The organism is Mesorhizobium sp. B2-5-7 (assembly GCF_006440875.1).
GTDB classification, from domain to species: Bacteria; Pseudomonadota; Alphaproteobacteria; order Rhizobiales; family Rhizobiaceae; genus Mesorhizobium; species Mesorhizobium australicum.
Genome location: NZ_VFUO01000005.1, coordinates 438,415 through 459,013 on the forward strand (window position 1 = coordinate 438,415; position 20,599 = coordinate 459,013).

At 61.8% G+C, this 20,599-nt stretch carries 18 protein-coding genes; 9 read left to right on the plus strand and 9 right to left on the minus strand.

Annotation, left to right across the window (positions count from 1 at the left end):
• Positions 1-214: 214 nt before the first annotated feature.
• Positions 215-1,987 carry a DNA ligase D gene (gene ligD, locus FJ543_RS23190; protein ID WP_140877458.1) on the minus strand — a complete coding sequence of 591 codons (1,773 nt, stop codon included), beginning with the start codon at positions 1,985-1,987 and terminating at the stop codon, positions 215-217.
• A gap of 407 nt (positions 1,988-2,394) precedes the next feature.
• Between ligD and FJ543_RS23195 the strand changes: the two genes are divergently transcribed.
• Positions 2,395-4,605 (plus strand): EAL domain-containing protein, encoded by a 2,211-nt coding sequence (locus tag FJ543_RS23195; protein WP_140877460.1) that lies wholly within the window; start codon positions 2,395-2,397, stop codon positions 4,603-4,605.
• Positions 4,606-4,837: 232 nt separating this feature from the next.
• On the opposite strand, the gene FJ543_RS31560 is transcribed toward FJ543_RS23195, so the two are convergent.
• A complete protein-coding gene (locus FJ543_RS31560) occupies positions 4,838-4,999 on the minus strand; it encodes a hypothetical protein (RefSeq protein ID WP_181174058.1) in 162 nt (53 codons plus the stop codon).
• Positions 5,000-5,068: 69 nt separating this feature from the next.
• On the minus strand, positions 5,069-5,545 hold the full coding sequence (locus tag FJ543_RS23200; protein WP_140877462.1) for a hypothetical protein: 477 nt from the start codon (positions 5,543-5,545) through the stop codon (positions 5,069-5,071).
• Positions 5,546-6,083: 538 nt separating this feature from the next.
• On the opposite strand from FJ543_RS23200, the gene FJ543_RS23205 reads away from it, so the two are divergent.
• The 5 genes from FJ543_RS23205 to FJ543_RS23225 all read left to right on the plus strand — a co-directional run bounded on the left by FJ543_RS23205 (position 6,084) and on the right by FJ543_RS23225 (position 11,124).
• Positions 6,084-6,968, plus strand: a complete 885-nt coding sequence (locus tag FJ543_RS23205; RefSeq protein WP_140877464.1) for a DUF3991 and toprim domain-containing protein — start codon at positions 6,084-6,086, stop codon at positions 6,966-6,968.
• 964 nt (positions 6,969-7,932) lie between these two features.
• Positions 7,933-8,520: a hypothetical protein gene (locus FJ543_RS23210; RefSeq protein WP_140877466.1), complete on the plus strand. Its 588-nt coding sequence runs from the start codon at positions 7,933-7,935 to the stop codon at positions 8,518-8,520.
• Between the two features lie 562 nt (positions 8,521-9,082).
• On the plus strand, positions 9,083-9,268 hold the full coding sequence (locus tag FJ543_RS23215; protein ID WP_140620436.1) for a hypothetical protein: 186 nt from the start codon (positions 9,083-9,085) through the stop codon (positions 9,266-9,268).
• 225 nt (positions 9,269-9,493) lie between these two features.
• Positions 9,494-10,417: a zincin-like metallopeptidase domain-containing protein gene (locus FJ543_RS23220; RefSeq protein ID WP_140877468.1), complete on the plus strand. Its 924-nt coding sequence runs from the start codon at positions 9,494-9,496 to the stop codon at positions 10,415-10,417.
• A 410-nt stretch (positions 10,418-10,827) separates the two neighbouring features.
• On the plus strand, positions 10,828-11,124 hold the full coding sequence (locus FJ543_RS23225) for a DUF736 domain-containing protein (protein WP_140877470.1): 297 nt from the start codon (positions 10,828-10,830) through the stop codon (positions 11,122-11,124).
• Positions 11,125-11,543: 419 nt separating this feature from the next.
• On the opposite strand, the gene FJ543_RS32310 is transcribed toward FJ543_RS23225, so the two are convergent.
• The 4 genes from FJ543_RS32310 to FJ543_RS23245 all read right to left on the minus strand — a co-directional run bounded on the left by FJ543_RS32310 (position 11,544) and on the right by FJ543_RS23245 (position 13,722).
• Positions 11,544-11,843, minus strand: a complete 300-nt coding sequence (locus tag FJ543_RS32310) for a WGR domain-containing protein (RefSeq protein ID WP_348643276.1) — start codon at positions 11,841-11,843, stop codon at positions 11,544-11,546.
• A 187-nt stretch (positions 11,844-12,030) separates the two neighbouring features.
• Positions 12,031-12,513: a helix-turn-helix transcriptional regulator gene (locus tag FJ543_RS23235; RefSeq protein ID WP_140877472.1), complete on the minus strand. Its 483-nt coding sequence runs from the start codon at positions 12,511-12,513 to the stop codon at positions 12,031-12,033.
• A 175-nt stretch (positions 12,514-12,688) separates the two neighbouring features.
• Complete coding sequence (locus FJ543_RS23240) at positions 12,689-13,024, minus strand: hypothetical protein (protein ID WP_140877474.1); 336 nt, start codon at positions 13,022-13,024, stop codon at positions 12,689-12,691.
• Positions 13,024-13,722: a ParA family protein gene (locus tag FJ543_RS23245; RefSeq protein ID WP_140877476.1), complete on the minus strand. Its 699-nt coding sequence runs from the start codon at positions 13,720-13,722 to the stop codon at positions 13,024-13,026. Before FJ543_RS23245 ends, FJ543_RS23240 begins: the two co-directional genes overlap by 1 nt.
• 381 nt (positions 13,723-14,103) lie before the next feature.
• Here FJ543_RS23245 and FJ543_RS23250 point away from each other — a divergent pair, with 381 nt between their 5' ends.
• Both FJ543_RS23250 and FJ543_RS23255 read left to right on the plus strand, forming a co-directional pair.
• A complete protein-coding gene (locus FJ543_RS23250) occupies positions 14,104-14,391 on the plus strand; it encodes a plasmid mobilization relaxosome protein MobC (protein WP_224682172.1) in 288 nt (95 codons plus the stop codon).
• Positions 14,391-16,535, plus strand: coding sequence for a conjugal transfer protein TraA (locus tag FJ543_RS23255; protein ID WP_140877480.1), 2,145 nt, complete (start codon positions 14,391-14,393; stop codon positions 16,533-16,535). Before FJ543_RS23250 ends, FJ543_RS23255 begins: the two co-directional genes overlap by 1 nt.
• Before the next feature lie 35 nt (positions 16,536-16,570).
• Here the strand turns inward: FJ543_RS23255 and FJ543_RS23260 are convergent, their stop codons facing one another.
• Positions 16,571-18,967 carry a 1-deoxy-D-xylulose-5-phosphate synthase N-terminal domain-containing protein gene (locus FJ543_RS23260; RefSeq protein WP_140877482.1) on the minus strand — a complete coding sequence of 799 codons (2,397 nt, stop codon included), beginning with the start codon at positions 18,965-18,967 and terminating at the stop codon, positions 16,571-16,573.
• A 124-nt stretch (positions 18,968-19,091) separates the two neighbouring features.
• Between FJ543_RS23260 and FJ543_RS23265 the strand changes: the two genes are divergently transcribed.
• Positions 19,092-19,565 carry an Lrp/AsnC family transcriptional regulator gene (locus FJ543_RS23265; protein WP_140877484.1) on the plus strand — a complete coding sequence of 158 codons (474 nt, stop codon included), beginning with the start codon at positions 19,092-19,094 and terminating at the stop codon, positions 19,563-19,565.
• Positions 19,566-19,915: 350 nt separating this feature from the next.
• Here FJ543_RS23265 and FJ543_RS23270 read toward each other — a convergent pair whose 3' ends face one another.
• A complete protein-coding gene (locus tag FJ543_RS23270; RefSeq protein ID WP_140877486.1) occupies positions 19,916-20,287 on the minus strand; it encodes an ArsR family transcriptional regulator in 372 nt (123 codons plus the stop codon).
• Positions 20,288-20,599 lie beyond the last annotated feature (312 nt).

Consider the following 20,599-nt stretch of genomic DNA (forward strand, 5'->3'; position numbering starts at 1 on the left):
CCGACCGCTCTGGCAGGGCATCGCTTGCACCAGCCTTGCAGCCGTGCGGACCGGTCAATGATAATTGCCGCGTAGAGGCCGCTCCGGCAGTGCTCGGCACCCGTGCGACCTCATGCGTGACCGAAGCGGCACGATTCCTTACCGCGCCGGAATCGAGGCGGCCAGGGCAGCAAAATCGGACAGCACTGCCACAGCATGCCGCACTGGCTTCACCTCAGGCTGCTTTCCTGACGACTGCCTTGAACGGGTGATCCATGGTGAAGGCGTCTGGACGCACCCCCCGTTCAACCTGGCCCCATGTCACAGGGTGTGCGATGGGAAATCCGAGGCGTGCTCGTGGAGAGAACGCGCCCACGGCCGTGTTGCCTCTCCCGTTGCGAAGATAATCGATGAAAATACGTCCCGTTCTCGCCGCCGGGGCTGCAGACAGGAGGTAGCGGTCGGGATGAGCGTCAGCGAGGCACCGGGCAAGCGATTTGGCGAGTTGCCGGGCGTTGTCGTGGGTCATCTTTGTCTCAAGAGGGGCCATCAAATGGATGCCCTTGCCACCGGTGACCTTGGGCCAACTCTTCAGACCTGAAGCCTCCAGGATATCGCGAAGCGCCAGCGCCGCTTCAATCACCTGCTCCCACTCGACGCCCTCGCCGGGGTCGAGGTCCAGCACGACGCGGTCGGCCCGCTCGATGTCATCTATGGTGGCGTTCCACGGATGAAGTTCGACAGCATCCATCTCGACCAGCCCGAGCAAACCGGCGAGATCATCCACCCACACCCGCACGCCCTCCCCACCCTCGCGCTTCTGGACGCGCAGCTGATGCACGGCGCGCGGAATATCGGGCAAGGGACCCTTGTGATAGAAAGTGGTCCCGCTCGCGTGGCGGACCAGCTTCAGTGGTCGGTGGCAGAGATGGATCAGCGCCTGCTCGGCAACCTGTCCCCAGTAGCGCATAAGGGCTTCCTTGGAAGGCGAGATCGCGTCCGGCAGCAGCTGAAGAACGTTCTCACGGGGCACTGCGTGTCCCTCGGCCCTGTTCCGCCGCTTCGATGCGGCGGGCGGCTTTGCGGGGATCGTGACGAGATCTTCACGAAGGCCCTTGAATACCGCTTCGCGCAAGATGCCACGGTCGGTGGCGCTGCTGAACTGCACCTCGGCCAGAACCTCCGGCCTAACCCAGGTGGCCTTCGGCTTGTCGATCGGCTCCGACAATGGCGAGTTGTCGACAATCAGCGGGTCCAGTCGCTCCCGGACCTGTCGCGCGATGCTCAAGCTGAAGCCACTCTGGGCTTTGCCGGCATAAAGCAGCCGGTCGCCTTCGCGCCTGCCGATGTACAGCGAGGCGATCCGGCGCGGCCGAGCGCCAAGCTTCTCGACGAAAGCCACCACAGGAAAGGTGTCGCTCTTGATGCATTTGACCTTGACCCAGCTTGTCTGGACGCCGGAGCGATAGGGGGAATCGGCGCGCTTTGACACTATGCCTTCCAAGCCCATGCGGCAGGCGTGGGCGAACATCTCCATGCCGCTCACCTCGAGATGTTCTGCATAGGTCAGCGTCGCCGCTGAATTCATGAGCAGCTTCTCCAAGGCAGCCTTGCGTTCCAAAAGCGGTTGCTGCCGAAGATCGCTGCCGTTGAGGTGAAGCAGGTCGAACGCATAGAAGATGAGCCTCGGCGAACGCGGATTGCCCAGCTCCCGTTCCAACGCTTGGTAGTCCGGAAGGCCTGTCTCGCCCAGAACAACAGCCTCGCCATCAATGATCGCGGACTTTGCCGGCAAGCTCGCCGCGGCCTCAACGATTCTCTTATACCGATGTGACCAATCGTAACCCCGGCGCGTGAAGGCTCGCGCTGTTCCGCCCTCCACAATGAGTTGGGTCCGGTATCCGTCATACTTGATCTCGTGAAGCCAGTTGCCGCCGTCAGGAGCTTTCTCGACCAGCGTTGGCGATTGGAACTCGATGAACGGCAGCCGGTATTCGGTCTTGCTCATGCGCACGCGAACTCCTGGAATCGGGAGTCAAAACGTGGGACGGCGATCAGTTCCGATAATTTTAGCGAAATTGCATATACCCGCGGTGGCGATGCGTCCGCTGAGAGACAGGTTGGGCGTCTAACCTAGCCCCGCAGTTTCACCAGGCGCTTGTCCCGATCGACGAACCGAGACGCGGATCGGTCGATCTGAAAAGCTGTTGACATTGTGGTCTCAGATGCCTGCCCGTGGCTGCCGCCGCATCGTCCAGCTCTCGCCGGTTTTCATCCTAGGCGTCGCCGGCCTGACGCGTCGGCTCCGCGGCGATACAGCGACCCCGGACAAGCCTGCCGGGCAGGGCACGCGCGGGCCCTTGTCGCGCAGGGCCTTTTAACGGTCCAGAAGTGTTCATCGCTTATAGCGATCTCATGAAACTGCTGCGACATTTTGCCGAACCGACCCGTCGTCTCTTCCTGATGCGAACGGCTTTGCCCGTCATTGGGCTGACACTGCTCATTGCAGCAGCCGCGGCAGGTCTATTGCTTTGGTCCACGATCCAGACTGACCGCGTTGCCGCGGCGCGGCAGAAAAGTCTGGTTGGACTGATCACGTCAAAGCTGGAGAGCGCAGTAGCGCACGACCAGGAGAGCGTCACGGTTTGGGACGACGCGGTCAACGCACTGCGCAGCGGCGATGCGAAATGGCTCGATACCAACCTCGGCAGCTGGATGCACACCTATTTCGGTCACGACCAGGCTTATATTCTCGATGCCAATGATGCGCCGGTCTACGCGTTCACCGATGGGTCGACGGCTGACCCGGGCAGCTACCGCGCCATACGCGCGACCACCACGCCCCTGGTCCAGACTTTGAGGGCAAGGTTGAAGCGAGGCGATACCGAAGGTGTGACGGAACAGGTGCTCACCATAGGCGCCTCCGATCTGGCCGTTGTCGCCGGCCATCCCGCGGTCGTCAGCATCAAACCCGTGGTTTCCGACAGTGGCCACATCGCGCAGGTGCCAGGCCAGGAATTCCTGCATGTGGCGGTTCGCTATCTCGACGGCAGTTTCCTCACCGCCTTGCGGCAGGACTATCTGCTCGATGGCGCCCGATTCTCCTGGGACAGTAACCTTGCTTCCGGCGAGGCTTCGTATCCCGTTGTCGACCGATCTGGACCTATCGGCTTCTTCGTTTGGCGGCCATACCGGCCCGGAGCATTTGTCCTCTTTCAACTCGTGCCCGTTCTCGTCCCTCTGTTCGGCCTGGTGCTGGCGGGCGTCATCATGGCCCTCGTCGGCTTTCGCAGGCGGACACTAAAGCTGATCGAAACCGAGGATCGGATCTACCACCTCGCTCATAACGATCTGCTTACCGCTCTGCCCAATCGCGGTCAGTTCAACGAGCGTCTGGCAGATGCGCTGGCGCGCCTGCCGTCGACGGACGAGCAGCTCGCGATTCTTTACCTCGACCTCGACCGCTTCAAGCAGGTTAATGACAGTTTTGGCCATCCGGCGGGTGACGAGCTGCTCAGGGAGTTCGCGGACCGGCTAAGACGGCTCACGACTGAAGCCGACACCGTGGCGCGTCTCGGTGGCGATGAATTCATCATCATCCGACGCTCGGTTGGCGGCGAGAATGACGTCAAGGCGCTATGCGAGCATTTGATCGAGTCTGCCCGTCGGCCCTTCGAGGTCGCCGGGGTGCAAGTCTTTGTCGGCGTAAGTGTCGGGGTAGCGGTTGCACCCAAGGACGGGGTGGACACGGTCGAGTTGGTGCGGAAAGCCGACGTGGCGCTCTACCATGCCAAAGCGGGCGGCCGGAGCAGCTACGCCTTCTTTGGGCATGAGATGGATCTGACGCTGGCGATGCGCAAAGGCATGGAACAGGACCTGCGCAACGCGCTGAATGCAACCGGTCGAATCCAGGTCCACTATCAGCCGCTATACGACGCTGACACAAACCGGATGACGGGTGTCGAAGCGCTGGCCCGCTGGTCTGATCCGGAGCGGGGCTGGGTTGCACCGGATTTGTTCATACCGCTATCGGAGGAAACAGGTCTGATTGAAAAGCTTGGCGAACTGGTTCTCAGGCAGGCGTGCCTTGACGCGGCGGACTGGCCCATCGAGACCGTGGCGGTGAATGTGTCGGCCCTGCAGCTGAACAATCCCAGTTTCGCCATGCGGGTGACCAGTATCTTGTTGGAGACGCACATGGACCCGCGGCGGCTCGAAATCGAAGTTACCGAAAGCGCTCTGTCGGAGCGCCGGAGCGAATGCCGAAACAACATCGAGGCTCTGCGCAGCATCGGGGTGCGCTTTGCACTCGACGATTTCGGCACCGGATTCTCCTCCTTGGGAAGACTGCAGACGCTGGAAGTGGACAGGATCAAGATCGATCGCAGCTTCGTGCAGGGCTTTGGCCGCTCCAATGGCGACGAGGCCATCGTTCAGGCGATTATCACCCTGGCTCGTGCGACGGGACTTAGCACCACTGCCGAAGGGGTCGAGACCGAAAGCCAATGCGATTACCTGCGCAAGCTCGGCTGTGACCAGCTCCAAGGCTTTCTACTGTCAAGGCCACTGCCCAAGGGGGAGCTTCAAGAGCTTCTCGGGGTCGTCTCAGCGCGCGCCTCTGCCTAGGAGCCTAGCCGGGCCGAGCCATAGAAGCTGCACCCAGCGGCTGGATGTCTGACCAACGCGCAGCTTAGCGTTCGTTCCAGCAATCGAAACGGCACTCTTCGCCGGGGGTAGTCTGTCCCGCGTCCCGCCTGCGGCGGCGCCCTGCTGACGCTCCTTAGGCTACCCTTTTAACCGGTCTCGTCGTTGCAGTCGGTCCCGCGTCGCGCCTGCGGCGCCGCAAGGGCTGACGCTCCTACGGCTGCCCTTGCATCCGGTGGCCGCTGGCGAGCCCGAGGTGATCGACCTCGCTGGACCCCGCTGGCAGCGCGTAGCCGATCCGCTTGAGCTTGAGCAGCGGCCGAGGCGTCAGTGCTGCGCATTGCGACGGAACAACCAGGTCGCTGACGTTCTGCATGGTTCAACACAGAAGCGAGCCGCCTGTGTCCTAAACCCAATTCGGCTGGCGCGCCAATGTAACCGGCCCTCAGCAGCCCTGGACCTTCAGTGATTTGACCATGCGAATGATAAGCGGATCATAAGGAACCTTCTCGGTGCGAGCATAGTTGACGGTAAACAATGCAGCTCTGTTCCCGCAAATCGCGATAGCCCGGACATAAAGGATCTGACCCTCCTTCACTCCTGAATAGCTGGCCCATTGCGGCGTCACTCGCTTATAGGTCACCTTCCATCCGTCGTTCTCGTTCACGGCAATGCGATGCTCGATCTCGGTGCGAAAGCTTGCCTTGCCGAGTTGCGCCCCCCAGACGGCAAGAAATGCTTTGTGTCGGCCTTCGAAGGCTGCCCCTTGATCGGTGCGTTGGGCAAGTACAAACCCCGGGGGAACGTCGAATACGAATCCGAGATGCTTGATGCCAAAGCCCTCCCATTGTGCCGCACCCAGCAGTGTTGTGGGGATCATCATGGCGCCGAAACTGAGCAGAAAAAGGGGGAGACGTTTCATGGGTGTAATCCTGTCGTCGTGTGGCCTGCGCCTGACGGCGCAGGCCGGCCGGCCCTGGCGGAGGGCAGCCACCCGCGGCTCCAAAGCCAGCGGACCTTTTCAAATCTGACTTGGCGCTCTTTGTTCCATTAGGAATCAAGAATATGCCGGGCAGCCGCGTCGGCCCTAATGGGGCGCGTCTACAGGGTAGCGCTGCGCGCCAGCACCCGGTAGCGCGAGGATAGGGCCGGGTTGCCGCGCTACGCCAAGGTGGCCGCTCAGGAGCCACGGATCGCACTGCGGCGAAAACAGACATCGCCAGTCAGTGTGCAGCGGTTGCTGACCAGGAGTGCTGCCGAAATCATTGGTCATCGCTGCCGCTTGCGTGCTGCGCCCGGCAAGGGAAGCGGCGCCGCGGTCTCGTCTGCCTCGCAAACCCGGCACAAATGCGCATCACGCCCGCGCCCTTGCCTGCCTTGCTCTTCGCGGCCTCCGGTCCCTGTCCAGAGAATATTGGGCGGACTCGAAACAGGGAGCGCGACAAGGTGCGCGAGCGAAGATGGAAAAAGTAAAGCTTGAAGAGCTGAAGGACAAGGTGCCCTGCGCCGCCGTGCTTGAACACGCGGGCTTCGCCCTCGATCTCAAGGAAAGCACGCGCAAGGCGATGAAATATCGCCGCGACGCATCGATAATCATTGTGATCCACGAGGGCAAGGGCTGGTTCGACCCGCTCTCGGATGCCAAGGGAGATGTCTTCGGCCTGCTTGAGCATCTCGAGGGCATCCCCTTCGTCAAGGCGATCAACGAAGTCGCGGACCTCGTTGGTGTCGCGGCTACCACACCGGTGTGGCAGCGCAGCTTCCGTCAGCGGCAGCCCGAACCGTCGATAGCGGATCGCTGGCAGGCCCGGCGCAAGCCATGGCTCGGATCGGCGACTTGGCGCTACCTGCGAGACCGTCGCCATCTCCCCGAGCCGATTCTGCGCGGCGCGATCATCGCCGGTCTCCTGCGCGAGGGGCCGCATGGCAGCATGTGGGCGGCGCACACTGATGCAGACGGCTCCGTCACCGGCTGGGAAGAACGGGGACCGCACTGGCGCGGCTTTGCCACCGCCGGGGCCAAGGTACTGTTCCGCTTCGGCCGCCCGGAGGCGTCCCGCCTCTGCGTCACCGAGGCGGCTATCGACGCCCTAAGTCTCGCTGCGCTGGAACAGCTTCGTCCCGACACCCTGTACCTCAGCACGGCCGGTGGCTGGTCGCCGGGCACGCACGCAGCGATCCACGCGCTTGCTGTTAGGGCAGGTGTCAAACTCGTCGCCGCCACCGACAACAATGCCCAGGGCGAGGTCTATGCCGGCAGGGTTCTAGCGCTCGCCGAGGCGGTCGGATGCAGCGCCGAGCGGCTGCGCCCGGAATTAGACGACTGGAATGCCGACCTGACATGAAGGCGCAAAAGGAGGGGAGGAGCGGTCTTGACCCCTCCGGTCGCGGTGGCAGCCGCAGGAAGCTGTCCGGAAGGGCCGAAGAAGATGGTGAGCCATAGGGGATGTGCCTGCATGAAGCCGGCCATGAGCCGCGGAGTCGTCGCGATCCGGGTCCGCCGCACTGTTCGCCAGGCCCAGCTCTGCGCTCCACCGCCATCGAGCGCCCCGAGATCGATGCGGGTCTTCGACCGGCCCGGCGACTATGTCGAACTCGTTCATATCGGCCCCGCGTCGCGCAGCCGCCAAGCATGGCTTTGGAGCTTGGCTATCCGATTGTGTGACCACAGCGTCTCGTCGGATTAGGCCCGCCGTCGAGGCGGCGTTGCGCGCCCCGTTCACACCCTTCCTGGCGGAGCGGCAGCCGGAGCTTGACGCGTTGCCGCGGCTAGCTGCGCGGCGGACAAGCAATCGCCAAGAGTTGTCGACCTGCAGGGCGAGGCGGCGATATCTGCGAGCAGGTGGGGCGATGCTGTTCTTAGCGCGAGCCCGTGCTCGCTGCCAGCGATACCGCATCCGTCAAGCACACCGGCACCGTCTTGGTAAGGGTGACCGCGTCAACGATGGGACAGGTCCAGTCCGCTGGTCTGGCAAATGGTCTTGCGCGCCTGTCCTTCCCTTTCCGTTTCGATAACCAGGCCCGTGCCGGTCCTCCCCGGGCTTGAGGCGGTCCTGAACCGGCGGTCGTTCACTTCAAGGCCGCGTTCCGCGCCGCCCCGCGGCCGGGCCGATCCAGTCTCGGCATAGCAGCCCCGCGTCCCGCGCGAGGGCTGGGAAGGAGCCCTGCTTGGCCGCAAACCTGCCCTGCTCGCCTCGGTCCCCCCGGACCTTGAAGCGAACGTCGCTCGGCCGGTTCTGTGGGTCCGCGCCCGAGGGCGGGCCGGCACGGAGCCGGTCTGCGCTTCGGAAACCGAAGAAAGGACGTGTCATGATCAAGAAAGCTGCCAATCCTCGCTCTACCGCTCGCGTGGTGCCGCTGCGCAAGGCAACCACCTTGCAGATGGTGCGGTTCGCCTGCCCCGATGCCGCGCAGTGCTCTCTCGTTTCCGAGAGCTTCGGCCTGCCTGTCCTCGACAGCGACGGCATCCGCGACCTGCACGAAAAGCTGATCGTCGACACCGCAGCAGCGCTGGACGAGGGGCTTGGCGAGCGCGCCATGCAGATCCACCTGCAGCGCGTCGTCGGGGCCTTCGTCGGGTCCGCCTACGGCTCCGGCCAGTTCTACAGCCGGGCGGTCTCCCAAGCTCGCGACGCAACAGCCAAGTCCGCCTGTGACGATCGGGACGAAGATGTCGGTGGTCCCGTTGGTTTCGACAGCGCCGCCCAGCGCCAGCGGGAGTTCGCTGCGGACATGGCACTCCAGGCCCACGCTTTGCGCATGGCCGCCGAGGGGGCCATCATCGCCTACGAGCACGTTGTTGGCGAGGTCTGGAAGCCTTTCGAGCGGTCGGTCGAGAACTCTGGCCCCACAGTCGACCGCAAGGCGGCCGAGCTGCAGATGGCAGCTCTCGGGTAGGCGCCTTCAGGGCGGGGCTCTGCCCCGCTCGTCGCTTGCCGCGCCCCAACTTCTCCCGCCTGCCTCGGCGGGGGAGGTCTACTGAACCCGGGACCCGCCAACTCAACGGATGGTCCTAGGGCGACCCGTTGGCTCGAGTGTTGGTGGCGCATGCGGATTTGCCTCAAGGATCGATAAAGATGGGTCAGGCACTACACAGCCGTTGAGAGATCACGTTGCCGCCGCAATCCCAACGCTGCTCAGCTTGGGTCCGGCAGGTCTCCCGGCCGCGCCAAATGTCCGACAGAATGGCCGCCGCGGTCACGCTGCCGATCCATGGAGCCGCCTTCAGGCCAGTGACATCGGATGCGACCGAGCACTGCCGGCCCGGACTTGAGCAATCCAATCCCGCTCTTTCGTGATGGCTTTCCTGGTGCGGCGCGGTCTTCCACGATCAACCCGCAAGGGGTCCGCTAGCAAGCTGCGGCCGCTCGGCTGTCGCCTTCGCGATGATCGCGCCCGCCGCCGCACCCCGACGCAGCCATTGAGCGGGGATTGGCCCGCTCCAAGATGGAGCCCTCAGATGTCGCACGATCTCACTCTTGCCCAGAAGGCCGCCTGGCACCTCGCCCGCACCCTCATGGCCCCAGTCGTTCTCTTCCAGGTCGACGCCGAATTCGGCATCCTGCCCGCCGACGAGCTCGATGACGCAGAGGTCGAAATCCTCTGCGAATACGATCCCTACCGGGGCGGCCGTGCGATTCGCTGAGCCGACCCTTCTTGCGAGACGTATCGAGGCGGCGCCCAGCGCCGCCTCTTTCGCGCCCCGTCTTTCCCCGCGGTCCTGGCGCAGCAAGACAGTCAGCGCAACGGCTGCGCCGTCCTTCGCTGGCGCTATGGGGCCCTGCGGGTGCGCTGCCCGTCTTCCTTCGCCACCGGCGGACCGTGACGGGGCCGCGATCGGCGCGGCCTCCAAAACCAGAGGTTCAGAGAGATGAGCAGAAAAGAAGGAAGAGGGCCGCGCGTCGACATCTATGCGCGGATCACCGATCGGATTGTCGCCGATCTCGAGAGGGGCGTCCGCCCCTGGATGCAGCCATGGCACTGCGCCACCGCCGTCGGTCGGGTGACCCGACCGGTACGGCATAACGGCATGCCCTACAACGGCATGAACGTGTTGTTGCTGTGGTCAGAGGCAATTGCGCGGGGCTTCTCCAGCCCGATGTGGATGACCTTCAAGCAGGCGCTCGAGCTCGGCGGGGCGGTGCGCAAGGGAGAGTCGGGCACCCTGGTGGTCTTCGCAGGCCGCCTCACCAAGACGCAAATCGACGCCTCGGGCGAGGAGTTCGACCGCGAGATCCCGTTTCTCAAAGCCTACAGCGTCTTCAACGCCGGCCAGATCGAGGGTCTGTCCGACCACCTTTATGAGCGGGTTGAGCCGGTTCGTGAGCCGGTCGAGCGTATCGTTCACGCCGACCGCTTCTTTGCCAACACCGGTGCGGTCATCCGACACGGCGGCGATCGCGCTTACTTTTCGCCTGCGACCGACCATATCCAGATGCCGCCGCTCCAAGCCTTCCGCGATGCGGCGGCCTATGTCGCCACGCTCAGCCACGAGGCCACACATTGGACATCGGCGCCGCAACGGGTGAACCGCGACCTCAGCCGATATGTCAAGGATCGCAGCGAGCGGGCGCGGGAAGAGCTCATTGCCGAACTTGGCAGCTGCTTCCTGTGCGCGGATCTGGGCATCGCGCCGGAACTCGAGCCGCGGCCGGATCACGCGAGCTACCTCGCCTCCTGGCTTCAGGTCCTTGCCAACGACAAGCGGGCGATCTTTTCCGCTGCCGGTCATGCACAGCGAGCCGCCGCCTTCCTGCACGATCTTCAGCCCGCGCCCTCAATGCCACCGGACTGAGCCATCCCTTCGCGGCCCCTCCGAGAGACCCGCATTTATCACCGCGACACTTGCCGGGGCCTCACGATCGCGCCTGGACATAGGACATCGCATCGCCAGCGGCGGCTTTGGCCTCGCCGAGGGTCCTCTGCTCCACGCAGTTACCAGAGGAGCGCCCACTACGGCCTTTCTTGGTGGCGTATCTCACACCGCGTCCAGCTGCTGCGCAGCCCGACTTCGATCCCGCAACAGCCCATGCCGACCTTCTTCCCCGCCGTGCTGCGCGCGGCTTCCTCGCGCGCCAAGAAGCTCGGCCCTGCGCTGCCTTCCACCCGCGTTCCAGCCCTACGGGTGCGGGCCGGTCGCGCGGTGCCCTGCGACCGCCATCAAGGCCGCGATGGTCGCGACCTGATACAGCAAGGAGAAAACCCATGGCTCAGATCGGCACTTTCACTCGCAACGAAGACGGTTCGTTTGCCGGTGTTATCAAGACGCTCAACCTCAACATCAAGGCCCGCCTGATCGCGGCCGAGAAGGAGAGCGATAAGTCGCCCGACCTTCGGGCCTTCGCAGGGACCATCGAGATTGGCGCCGGCTGGAAGAAGACGGCCAAGGAAACCAGCCGAGAATACCACTCCGTCAAGCTTGATGATCCAAGCTTCCCCGGTCCGATCTACGCGAGCCTGGTCGAGAATGACGAGGGATACGCTCTCATCTGGTCGCGCTGAGGCGGCCAGGCGTTGGACGCGGCGCTCCCCGGGGCGCCGCGATCCTGCGAAGGGACAAGGCGAGAACTCCGGCGGCGATGATCAAGCTCGACCGCAAGCCTGCTCATCCGACGGGTCGCGAGCCCTTTGTCGGCGAAGGGTCACCCACGGCGCTCAAGCCAACAGGGTCCCCGACGATCCGGGGCGTCAAGCTCAACGATCGTCGCTTCAGCGGCCCAATGCGCCAACCTGTTGGGGACAAGGACGGTAAAGGTTTTCCCTGTTCCGTTCTCAATGGCTGGCACGGCAACCGACCGCGCAGCGCCCCCCGAACAGGCCGGGGCGCTTGGCGCAAAGGCGAGGCATGAGGTCATCTGGAATTGCGCGCAGCATCGATGCGCCACGCCTGCATACTTATTTCCTGCCGGGGGTCGTGGTGATCACCTGTGATCCCTTTCCGGCAAACGGCACCGGCTGGCACGCCGGATCGGGCGCACCTGCCGGGGAAACCTCACGGGGATTGCCCGAATATCCCCGATTGGACTTTTGCGCGGCCAGCCGCCACAGCGCCGCTGCTGCTTGCAGCCATCGTCGAAAAATTCCACTTTCTGACGCCCACGTGTGCCAATGCGGCCCCATTGCCGTACAAGGACACGTCGCCGAACAGCGTGGGTTGCAATGCCATGACATAGTACCGCGCCATGGTGCGGGCACTGTTTATGCGCGCAGGGATAGTGGATGGGTCGCGTGCTTCATGCATTGGATTATCTGCGCTCGCCAAATACCGTCCAATGCATTTTTTGAATCGGTGGTTCGAGACCGATTCAAAACTTTGATCGAATAGCGGGCTTTCGGGCCGGGCCAGTTGCGGCCGGCATGAGCAGGTTGCCGCCGGCCGGGAATCGGGGATAGGGCGCGGCGATCGCATCATCGATCGCGCGGATCGTCTCCGGCATTTGCCCCGGCGAGACCCTCGACAAGGTTCAACAGGCCTGATGCCGACGAAGCCGGCATATCAAGCACACGCAAAATCAGTTTCAGCTTATCGTCAGCTTCTTGCCGGTTCTGGCCAAAAAAATGCGGGGCAGCAAAATGGATCATTTCGATCGGTGAGCAGTCGAGTATCTCGCAAACATGAACGAGTCTCGTGGCATGCAGCTTCGAAAAGGCCCGCTCATAGCGTGCAAAGATAGTCTCATGCAGGCCGACCATGGTTCCCATCTGGGCGCGATTGAGCCGCCTGGCTTCTCGGCGTTCGCGCACGAACCGACCGAAGGCCTTCTCCATATCGCCGAAGCTCCGTACGCCTTCGAAGCCGGGTTTCCTGTAGACCGGCTTTTCGGATTCGGCGTCTTCCGTTTCGGTGAGTCCGTGCTCGTGAATGTACTTCTGGAGGTCCTTGATTGCCATTTCGAGGGCTTTTGCCAGCTCCTGTGCGTGTCGAGGAAGCACGTCGATAGGACGTGCCTTTCCACCTCAAATTGCCCGATGTGAGAAAAATCAGAGCCAACTTGACCGCGAGTCTAGCAGGGGAAGGGGCTGACATCAAATTCCGATCCGCCAAGGAAGAAACCCGTGGCTGGAGTCATAGGCCTAGCTCGTCCAAATACTTGACGATCGCCGCTTCCACGATTGCCTGCATAGTTGTGTCGTCATGGAAGGCTGCCAGTTTCAACCGGCGCTTGGTTGGCCGGTCGAGGTTCACATTGACAAAGCAGCTTTGCCCCTTAACGCGCTCTCGTTTCATCCGGCGCAAGGCTTTTCGGGCCTCCTGTCGAAGGTCGCTCCGGTCCGGCGACGTGCGGTCTGAGTTAGGGTCAGTGCTGACTAGATCCGACCCACGATCTTCATCACCTCTCACCGCTTGCTTCCTGGCAGCGAGCGCGAACTCGTCGAGCGACAGGGTATCCCTGCGGCTCATCAAGCGGGCCCCGCTTCGGCGCCGGAGCTCAGCAGCGCATCGATTTCGCTCACGATCTCTTGGGTCTCGCGCCGCGCTTTGGCGACAGGCTCGGACAGCGTCTGCATCTGGAGAGTGCCGATGCCGTTTTGAATGTCCTTGTACACGTTACGCTCCATAACCTCGGTACGAAACAGATACGTTCCGACCGTGTCCTCGATGATGGGCCTAATCTTGCGATAGAGCTCTGTCTGGCGAACCGTCATCGAGATGCGGGTTCTCAAAACACCATGCCGGCATGCGCTGGCGCGAGCCTCGTTGATCCTGAGTACGGAGTGAAAGCAGTCGATCGCGCCAAGGACCTCGCGTTTAGACGGCTGCACAGGAGATATCACCAGGTCGGACCAACCAATCACCGGATCGATCGTGGAAATATCCTCTCCAGGCGTGTCGATGAGGAGGTAATCGAAACGGTGGCCATGGCGCTCAACGAACGCGTCCAAGGACTTGGCGGTCTTGTGGCTGAACACGCTGATGCCTTCCGGCTGCGCGTTCTTGTCGTGGCACTCGCTCCACCATCTGGTCAGATTGCTTCTCCCGTCCATGTCGACCATGGCCACGGCTGAACCGCGCAGTGCGTACTCGCCAGCAATGTTCATCAAGGCGGTGGTCTTGCCGGCGCCCCCCTTGCCATTGATGGCGGAGATCACGACCGGCATGAGCGAGCTCTCCTCATAAATGTGTGTTCCTACATCCACTTGAATCCAGATCTGTTCGAATGTGGACCAGTGGACAGACGGATTTCCATCAATATAGAAAAACACAGTCGAGACGGCAAGGAGAATTACCTAAATGGCGGGTAAACAGGGAAATTCAATGTCAATTCGGTTGGCAGGATACGGAAAAACGTGATACGTTTTTTCTGACGATCGAGGGACGGGCCCTCGATCCGCGGCTTCGGCCGCGAACAAGGCAGAAGCGTAATGACGAGAGCCGGCGCAGCTATCGCAAGACGGCCGCCGAGGCGGGAGAGAGTCGCGCATATCCGGTTCGCCTCGGATGAGCTTGCCGTTATTAAGTCGGCCGCGAATGGCGCCGGCATGTCAGTGTCCGCCTTCATCCGCACGCTCGCCTGCGAGGGGGCGGGCATCCGCCCGTTTCTCAATGATGCCGATCGCGCGATCCTACAACTCCTCGCTGCGGATCTGAGTGCTGTCGCCAATGCCCTCAATCAAGCCGTACGCGCGCTCAACACGGGGCGGTTAAGCACGGTTTCGGATATCGCCGCAGCTGCCGACGATGCCCGCGCCATTTCATTGACGGTCGCTGCAGAGCTGTCCCAGATGACGAAACGCGCCGGCGCGGCGCGGCGCTCGGGAGCTGGCTAATGGAATTTTTCCTGGGGGCTTTCGAACGGGAGTGGGAACGGCGTCGCGCAGCCCTGCTTCATGAAATGCAGCGGGGGCGCGACGCGCATGACTGGGACTGGCGGCGAAGGGGCGGGGTGGCGTTCGCACCGGACGAAACGACAAGGCGAGGGGACAGGGCGCGCGCTGGCCACAACGCCAGCCTGCGTTCCTGTCGCACCGGAGCTGTCGCGCCGAACCGATCGATGCGTCAACGGTTCACAGCCGTGGCTCAAGGGAGCCAGCCTGCGGTGGTCAAGCTCACGTCCTATGGTCGTGGAGCGCGTATGGGTGCGATGGTGAGCTACGTCTCCCGGAATGGCGAACTGGCCGTCGAAACCGACAAGGGCGAGCAGATCATCGGCAAGGCGGGCCTGCTGCAACTTCGCACCGAATGGGAGCATCTTTTTGACAATCGTGCCTCGAGCCGGGACGTTGGTCTGTTCCAGGTGACGGTGAGCACAAAGGCAAACGATAGCGATCGTGACCAAATGCTTCGCCATGTCCTGCGCGCCGCCTTCGGCGAGCGCCGGTTCGTTTATGCAATCGAGCAAGCGGACGGCGAGCGTTTGCGGGTGCAGGGGGTCCTGCTCCTGCGCGGGCCGGATGGCGAGCGCCTGACCGGCGACGCGAAGGCCGCGGCAATCGCCCAAGAACGGTTGAACAGGAGCAAGATCGGCAGCAGCGTCCAGGCACGCGTTCTGTTCCATGCTCACGGCAATGGCGTCGCCTTCGCAACGAGCCGGATTCGCCAAATGGTGGAGCGCTTCGCAGGGCGGGTCCGCGATGATACGGACAGCCACATCGAGACTGTCAAACAAGCCGGCGAGCTCGTCCAGAAAGACTGGCGCAAGCAGATGCAAAGCCGCACAGGACGCGACGTCATGCATCTGGTCGCCTCGGCGCGTGCGGGCACCGATCAAGCGGCATTTCGAGATGCCGTGCGGGAGTTCCTTGGCGATCAATTCGCCGGGCATCGGTATGTTTATGCTATGCACGATCCGTCTGACGACCCAAAAGTGGCGGGGCAGGGCGGCAAGCGGCCCCATGTCCACGCCCACGCGATCGTCACCATGCGTGCGGAGACAGGAGAACGCATCGAGACGAGCCCCCGGGCGTTTCGGGAATGGCGCTCACTGATAGCTGAGAAGGCGCGGGAGCACGGAATCCGCATGGAGCTGACCGATCGTCGCGAGTTTGCAAGTGCGCCGGCCTATGCTCGTACTCAGGTGCGTCCTGTCAGCTATGTCGGCAGAAGCGAGCATGAGGGCACCAGCCGGCCGGCACAGGCACGCTATGTAGCCAAGCGTTCCAATCTCCGTCACGCGGCGAGGTCCGTCCGCAGTACCACATACTTGACCGAGGTTGGTCAGGCATGGAGCGCACTTGCGCGCGATAGCCAAGAAAAGAAGGTGGCCGAGTTCGCCGCAGGTCAGCTCGAACGAATCCGGGCCGCGTCACGTTTCACCCAGATCGCGACTGCGAATGAATTCTCTCGGCAAACACCGGGCGGGAACGATCCGAAAGTCGTTTTGGCTCGGGAACTTTTTGGAGGCGAGGAAGCTGCCATGCTTGCAATGACACGTCCTGAGTTCGAGGCGTACGAAAAACGGATAGCGACTATTCTGGCGAATATTGAGCGCTCTGTCGAGCCATGGGAGCGCAAACAATTCAACGAAGTCGTTGAAGCCGCGCGCGAAGTGATGACCGTCCGCCGGGAAAACCTCCGCATTTCGGAACAACAGCTTGCCGCCATCGAAGCTGACCACAACATCCCAGTTCGCAGTGGCGAGCTTTCGCAGTTGTTTGAGAGCGGATCTCGAACTCCTCAAACCACGTCGAACTCAAAGCACGAGCCGATTTCAGGGAATGCGCCTGTGGTCCGCAGCCGGGAGGTTGCCCACGAGGATCGGCTGCGCGGCGCCCATCAAGCTCTTGATCCCCTCGATCTACGTGCTGGTGAAAGGACGGGATTGCCCAGGAAAATAGCGGGTCAACCAAGAGGGCTGCCGGAGCCGAGTTCGCCACGACAGGATCCACACCAGCAACCCGCGCAGCGTACGCCAGGATTGGAGCAGGAAATCCAAGAGAGGCACCCGCGTGACCGCAACGAGCGCGAGCGCTAGACCAATGACACCTTCGCGCCTGTAGAGCGGAGATGTTAGACGGCTGCTCGTAGGTGTCGGATTGGCCTTCCAGGTGAAAGCGACTGCGCGGCTCGCGCGATGCTTTGCGCGTCAATTCCATGGTGCCGATAAAGGTCCGCGATCGTGCCCGACTGGCCGAAATGCTCCACGCCCAGTGAACGGGTCTTGTGACCCTCGACGGATCCGAGCCAAGCAAGTGTGGCAGGATGGCCATCAAGCACGGTGATGAGCCCACAATGTGAGGGGACGCTGGCAAGCAGTCGCTCAACGGGGCTTTGCGCCTGGGCGACGCCGTGCTCCCTGGCGCGCTGCGCGGCCGTCCATCCCGCATTCAGGCGATCGGCAGACGTCACCGCCAAAAGGCCCACATCGCGGCGATCCTCTGCGATCAAACCAATTGCATCAATGGCTTCGGGTGCAACCGCTCCCGTATAGGCGATCACAATCTGGGCATTTGGCCCTGGCTTTCGCATCCAATAGCCTCCATTGAGGATGTCTTCAGCCAGCGTCTGGTCAATGACGCGTTTGGGTTGTTCAATCGGCCGCGTCGACAGTCTGAGATATACCGAGCCTCCAGTGGCATCCCTGAGCCAGGTCACGGGATCGGGTTGGGTGTCTCCATCGCGCTGGATGTAGTCGAATGAAAATCGCAGAACGGTTGCAAGCTCGTCGACGAAGGCTGGCTCAAAGCTGGCGAGCCCATCCTGAGCCATGCCGATAAGTGGAGTTGCTATCGATTGATGGGCGCCGCCTTCAGGCGCCAAACTGATACCGGAAGGGGTGGCAACGACAATGAAGCGCGCATCCTGGTAGCAGGCGTAGTTCAGCGCATCGAGCCCACGTTCGATGAACGGGTCATAAAGGGTCCCTATCGGCAAAAGCCGCTCGCCAAATATCGAATGGGAAAGCCCCAGAGCCGAGAGGTTTATAAACAAGTTCATCTCGGCGATGCCGAGTTCGATATGCTGGCCTTTGGGTGAGAATTGCCAGTTGAAGGTCGACGGGATCCGCTCCTTCTTGAACAGATCCGCCTTCTCTTCCCGGGCAAAGAGTCCCCGACGATTGACCCATGCGCCGAGATTGGTTGAGACGGTGACGTCCGGCGACGTTGTGACGATCCGTCTCGACAGATCAGTCTCCGTCTTGGCGACCTCGTGCATGAGAATTCCAAAGCCGTGCTGTGTGGAGACAGGAGATTGCACCTCGATGGCAAACGCCTCAGGGACAGCGATTTTCGGTGCCTGCTGGCGGCCACGGCGCCGGGCATTGAATGGAGCTTCCTTGAGGAAAGCAGCCAGCTCAGCGGCGGGGAGCTGAAGACCTTCAAACAATTCCCATTCGCAGCCCGGCCGTATCCGAAGACGAGCGCGCAGGTCTTCCGTCTGCGCGGTGGTCATCAACCCTGCATGATTGTCCTTGTGGCCCGCCAGCGGCAGGCCGAATCCCTTGATCGTGTAGGCGAGAAAGCAGATCGGCCGGTCATGCTTGCGGGCCTCTTCGAAGGTCCTCAACAACAGGGGCAGATCATGACCGCCAAGGTTTGTCATTAAGCGCGCAAGGTCTTCGTCCGAACGGTTTTCAATTAACCTGGAGATTTGACCCTGGTCACCGATCTCATCGAGCAGGCGTCTGCGCCACGCTCCCCCACCTTGATAAGCCAGAGCCGAATAGAGCTGGTTGGGGCAATTGTCGATCCAGGCGCGTAAAGCCTCGCCCCCAGGCTCCTCGAAGGCTTGCTCGAGCAGGGAGCCGTATTTGAGGATTACCACCTCCCAGCCGAAATCGCGAAACAGAGAGACGAAGCGCTCCCACAAGCCCTCCCTTACGACCGCGTCCAAGCTTTGGCGATTGTAATCAACGATCCACCACGTGTTGCGCAGACCGTGTTTCCAACCCTCGAGAAGAGCCTCAAAAATGTTACCCTCATCCATCTCGGCGTCGCCAATAAGCGCGACCATGCGGCCTTCCGGACGGTCCTTGGCCATGCCTTTTGCTCGAAGGTAATCCTGCACCAATGAGGAAAACAGGGTTTGCGCGACGCCCAGTCCGACAGACCCGGTCGAGAAGTCGACATCGTCCGTATCCTTCGTCCGTGATGGATAGGATTGCGCACCTCCATAAGCGCGGAAGGATTCCAGTTTCGACCGTGTCTGGTTGCCGAAGAGATACTGGATGGCGTGAAAGACCGGACTTGCATGCGGTTTCACCGCGACCCTGTCTTGTGGATGCAATACCGCGAAGTATAGCGCAGTCATGAGCGTGGTGAGCGATGCTGACGACGCCTGATGCCCTCCAACTTTGAGCCCGTCGTCATTCGGCCGAAGGTTGTTGGCGTTGTGGACCATCCATGTGGAAAGCCACAGTACCTTGCTTTCGAGTTCCTTGAGGCACGCGAGTTGAGGATCGTTCATTTTATAACTCCACCGAGAGGAGGCGAGGATAGGAAAATCCAGCGGGCGATTGCGGCTAAAAGCGCGATAAGCTAGAGCCGCTTCGGCCAGACTCAGCCAATTTTCATGCGGGAAACGAAAACTTATGCCAAAAGGTGTGATTGACGATATCGATCGAAAGTTGCTGGCTGCACTTCAGTCGGATGCTCACGCAACAACGGAAAATCTCAGCGAGATCGCCGGGCTCTCTCCATCGCCTTGCGCGCGCCGAGTGCGGATGCTCGAAAAATCAGGCGTGATCAGAGCCTACGTGGCAATCGTTGATCAGGTGAAGGTTGGATTGCCCGTTAGCGCCTTTGCTTCCGTCAAGCTTGAGCGACAACGGGAGGAAGAGCTCGATGGTTTTTCGAGCGCGGTCCGTCGTTGGCCGGAAGTCGTCGAATGTTATTTGATGACCGGAAAAATGGATTTCTTGCTGCGTGTCGTCGTCAAGGATCTAGAGGCATATGAAACCTTCCTGAAGCAGAAACTCACCAGGCTCGACGGCGTGGCCTCGATCGAATCCAGCTTTGCGTTGGGCCAGGTGAAGCATGCTCACGGGTTGCCTATCGGCGTCTGACAGCCGGCCTGTAAATCTCGCGGGCGACCAGGGCACGGTAAGCCTATGGTGCCAGATATCGAACGAATCCTATCGGGCTACGATATTGGCGACGTCGATGCCGGCGCCGTTTCGTATTTGCGCTATTGCTAATATTAGTTCATGATCCTTCTGCCCGGGGGGATCGCCGGCATGGCCCGGTCGCGGACCTTCAAGCCCAAATCAACCCCTCGGTAGCCGGGCCGCTCATCATCAATTGGTTGACGAAGGCCGCCGCACAGGCCCGGTGGTATTCCAATGGATGACTCGCTTCCTTCCCTGTCGATTCCCGCATAGACTTCAACAGTCCCTCATGCGGGGTCCGCAAGGGCTCAATCTGGAATTCCCAAGTCTGCGTTTTGCTTCGAAGGGCCACTTTCATAAGCGTGGTCCAGCATGGCAAGCAGTTTGCGGGCCGAGTCATTGCAACAGGAATAGTGAACTATGTTGTCACGGTCGCGGCGGACGCGGACCAAGCCGAGTGCGCGTAACTTGGCCATGTGCTGTGACAGTGCCGACGAGCTAAGCCCCAGTTGCTCTCGAAGCGCCTCAGCCGGCAATTCGCGGTCGAGCACGAGGTGCATGATCAACAGGCGTCGAGCATTGGCCATCGCCGTCACAAATCTTGCAGCCTCTTTAGCTTTAGTCCCAATTCGTTTCACGCGCGCCCCTGCCGAGCGAAGTTCGGCGACCGATATGCCCATGTCACGTCGGCGGGCGCCCGTCTTTGAGCCCTGTAGCCACGCCATAGGGGTCCGTCGGGGAGCGCGCGGCGGCCTTCCTGAACGCTGTTTCATCGCGGTACGCGTAAGGGCTGGACGCCTTGCCCATGAAATGCTGGTCGATGTTCCCCTACCCACTGGCGTCCTACCCACTGGCGTGCCATTGGGGCGAAGGGGACAAGGAAGTCTAGGTTCACGATTGTTCTACATTGGCTTACGGTGAAGGCATGTTCGGCAAGCATGGACCCGACGGATATGATCAGGAGCGGCGCGGTCCAAGTCCAGAAGGAATGC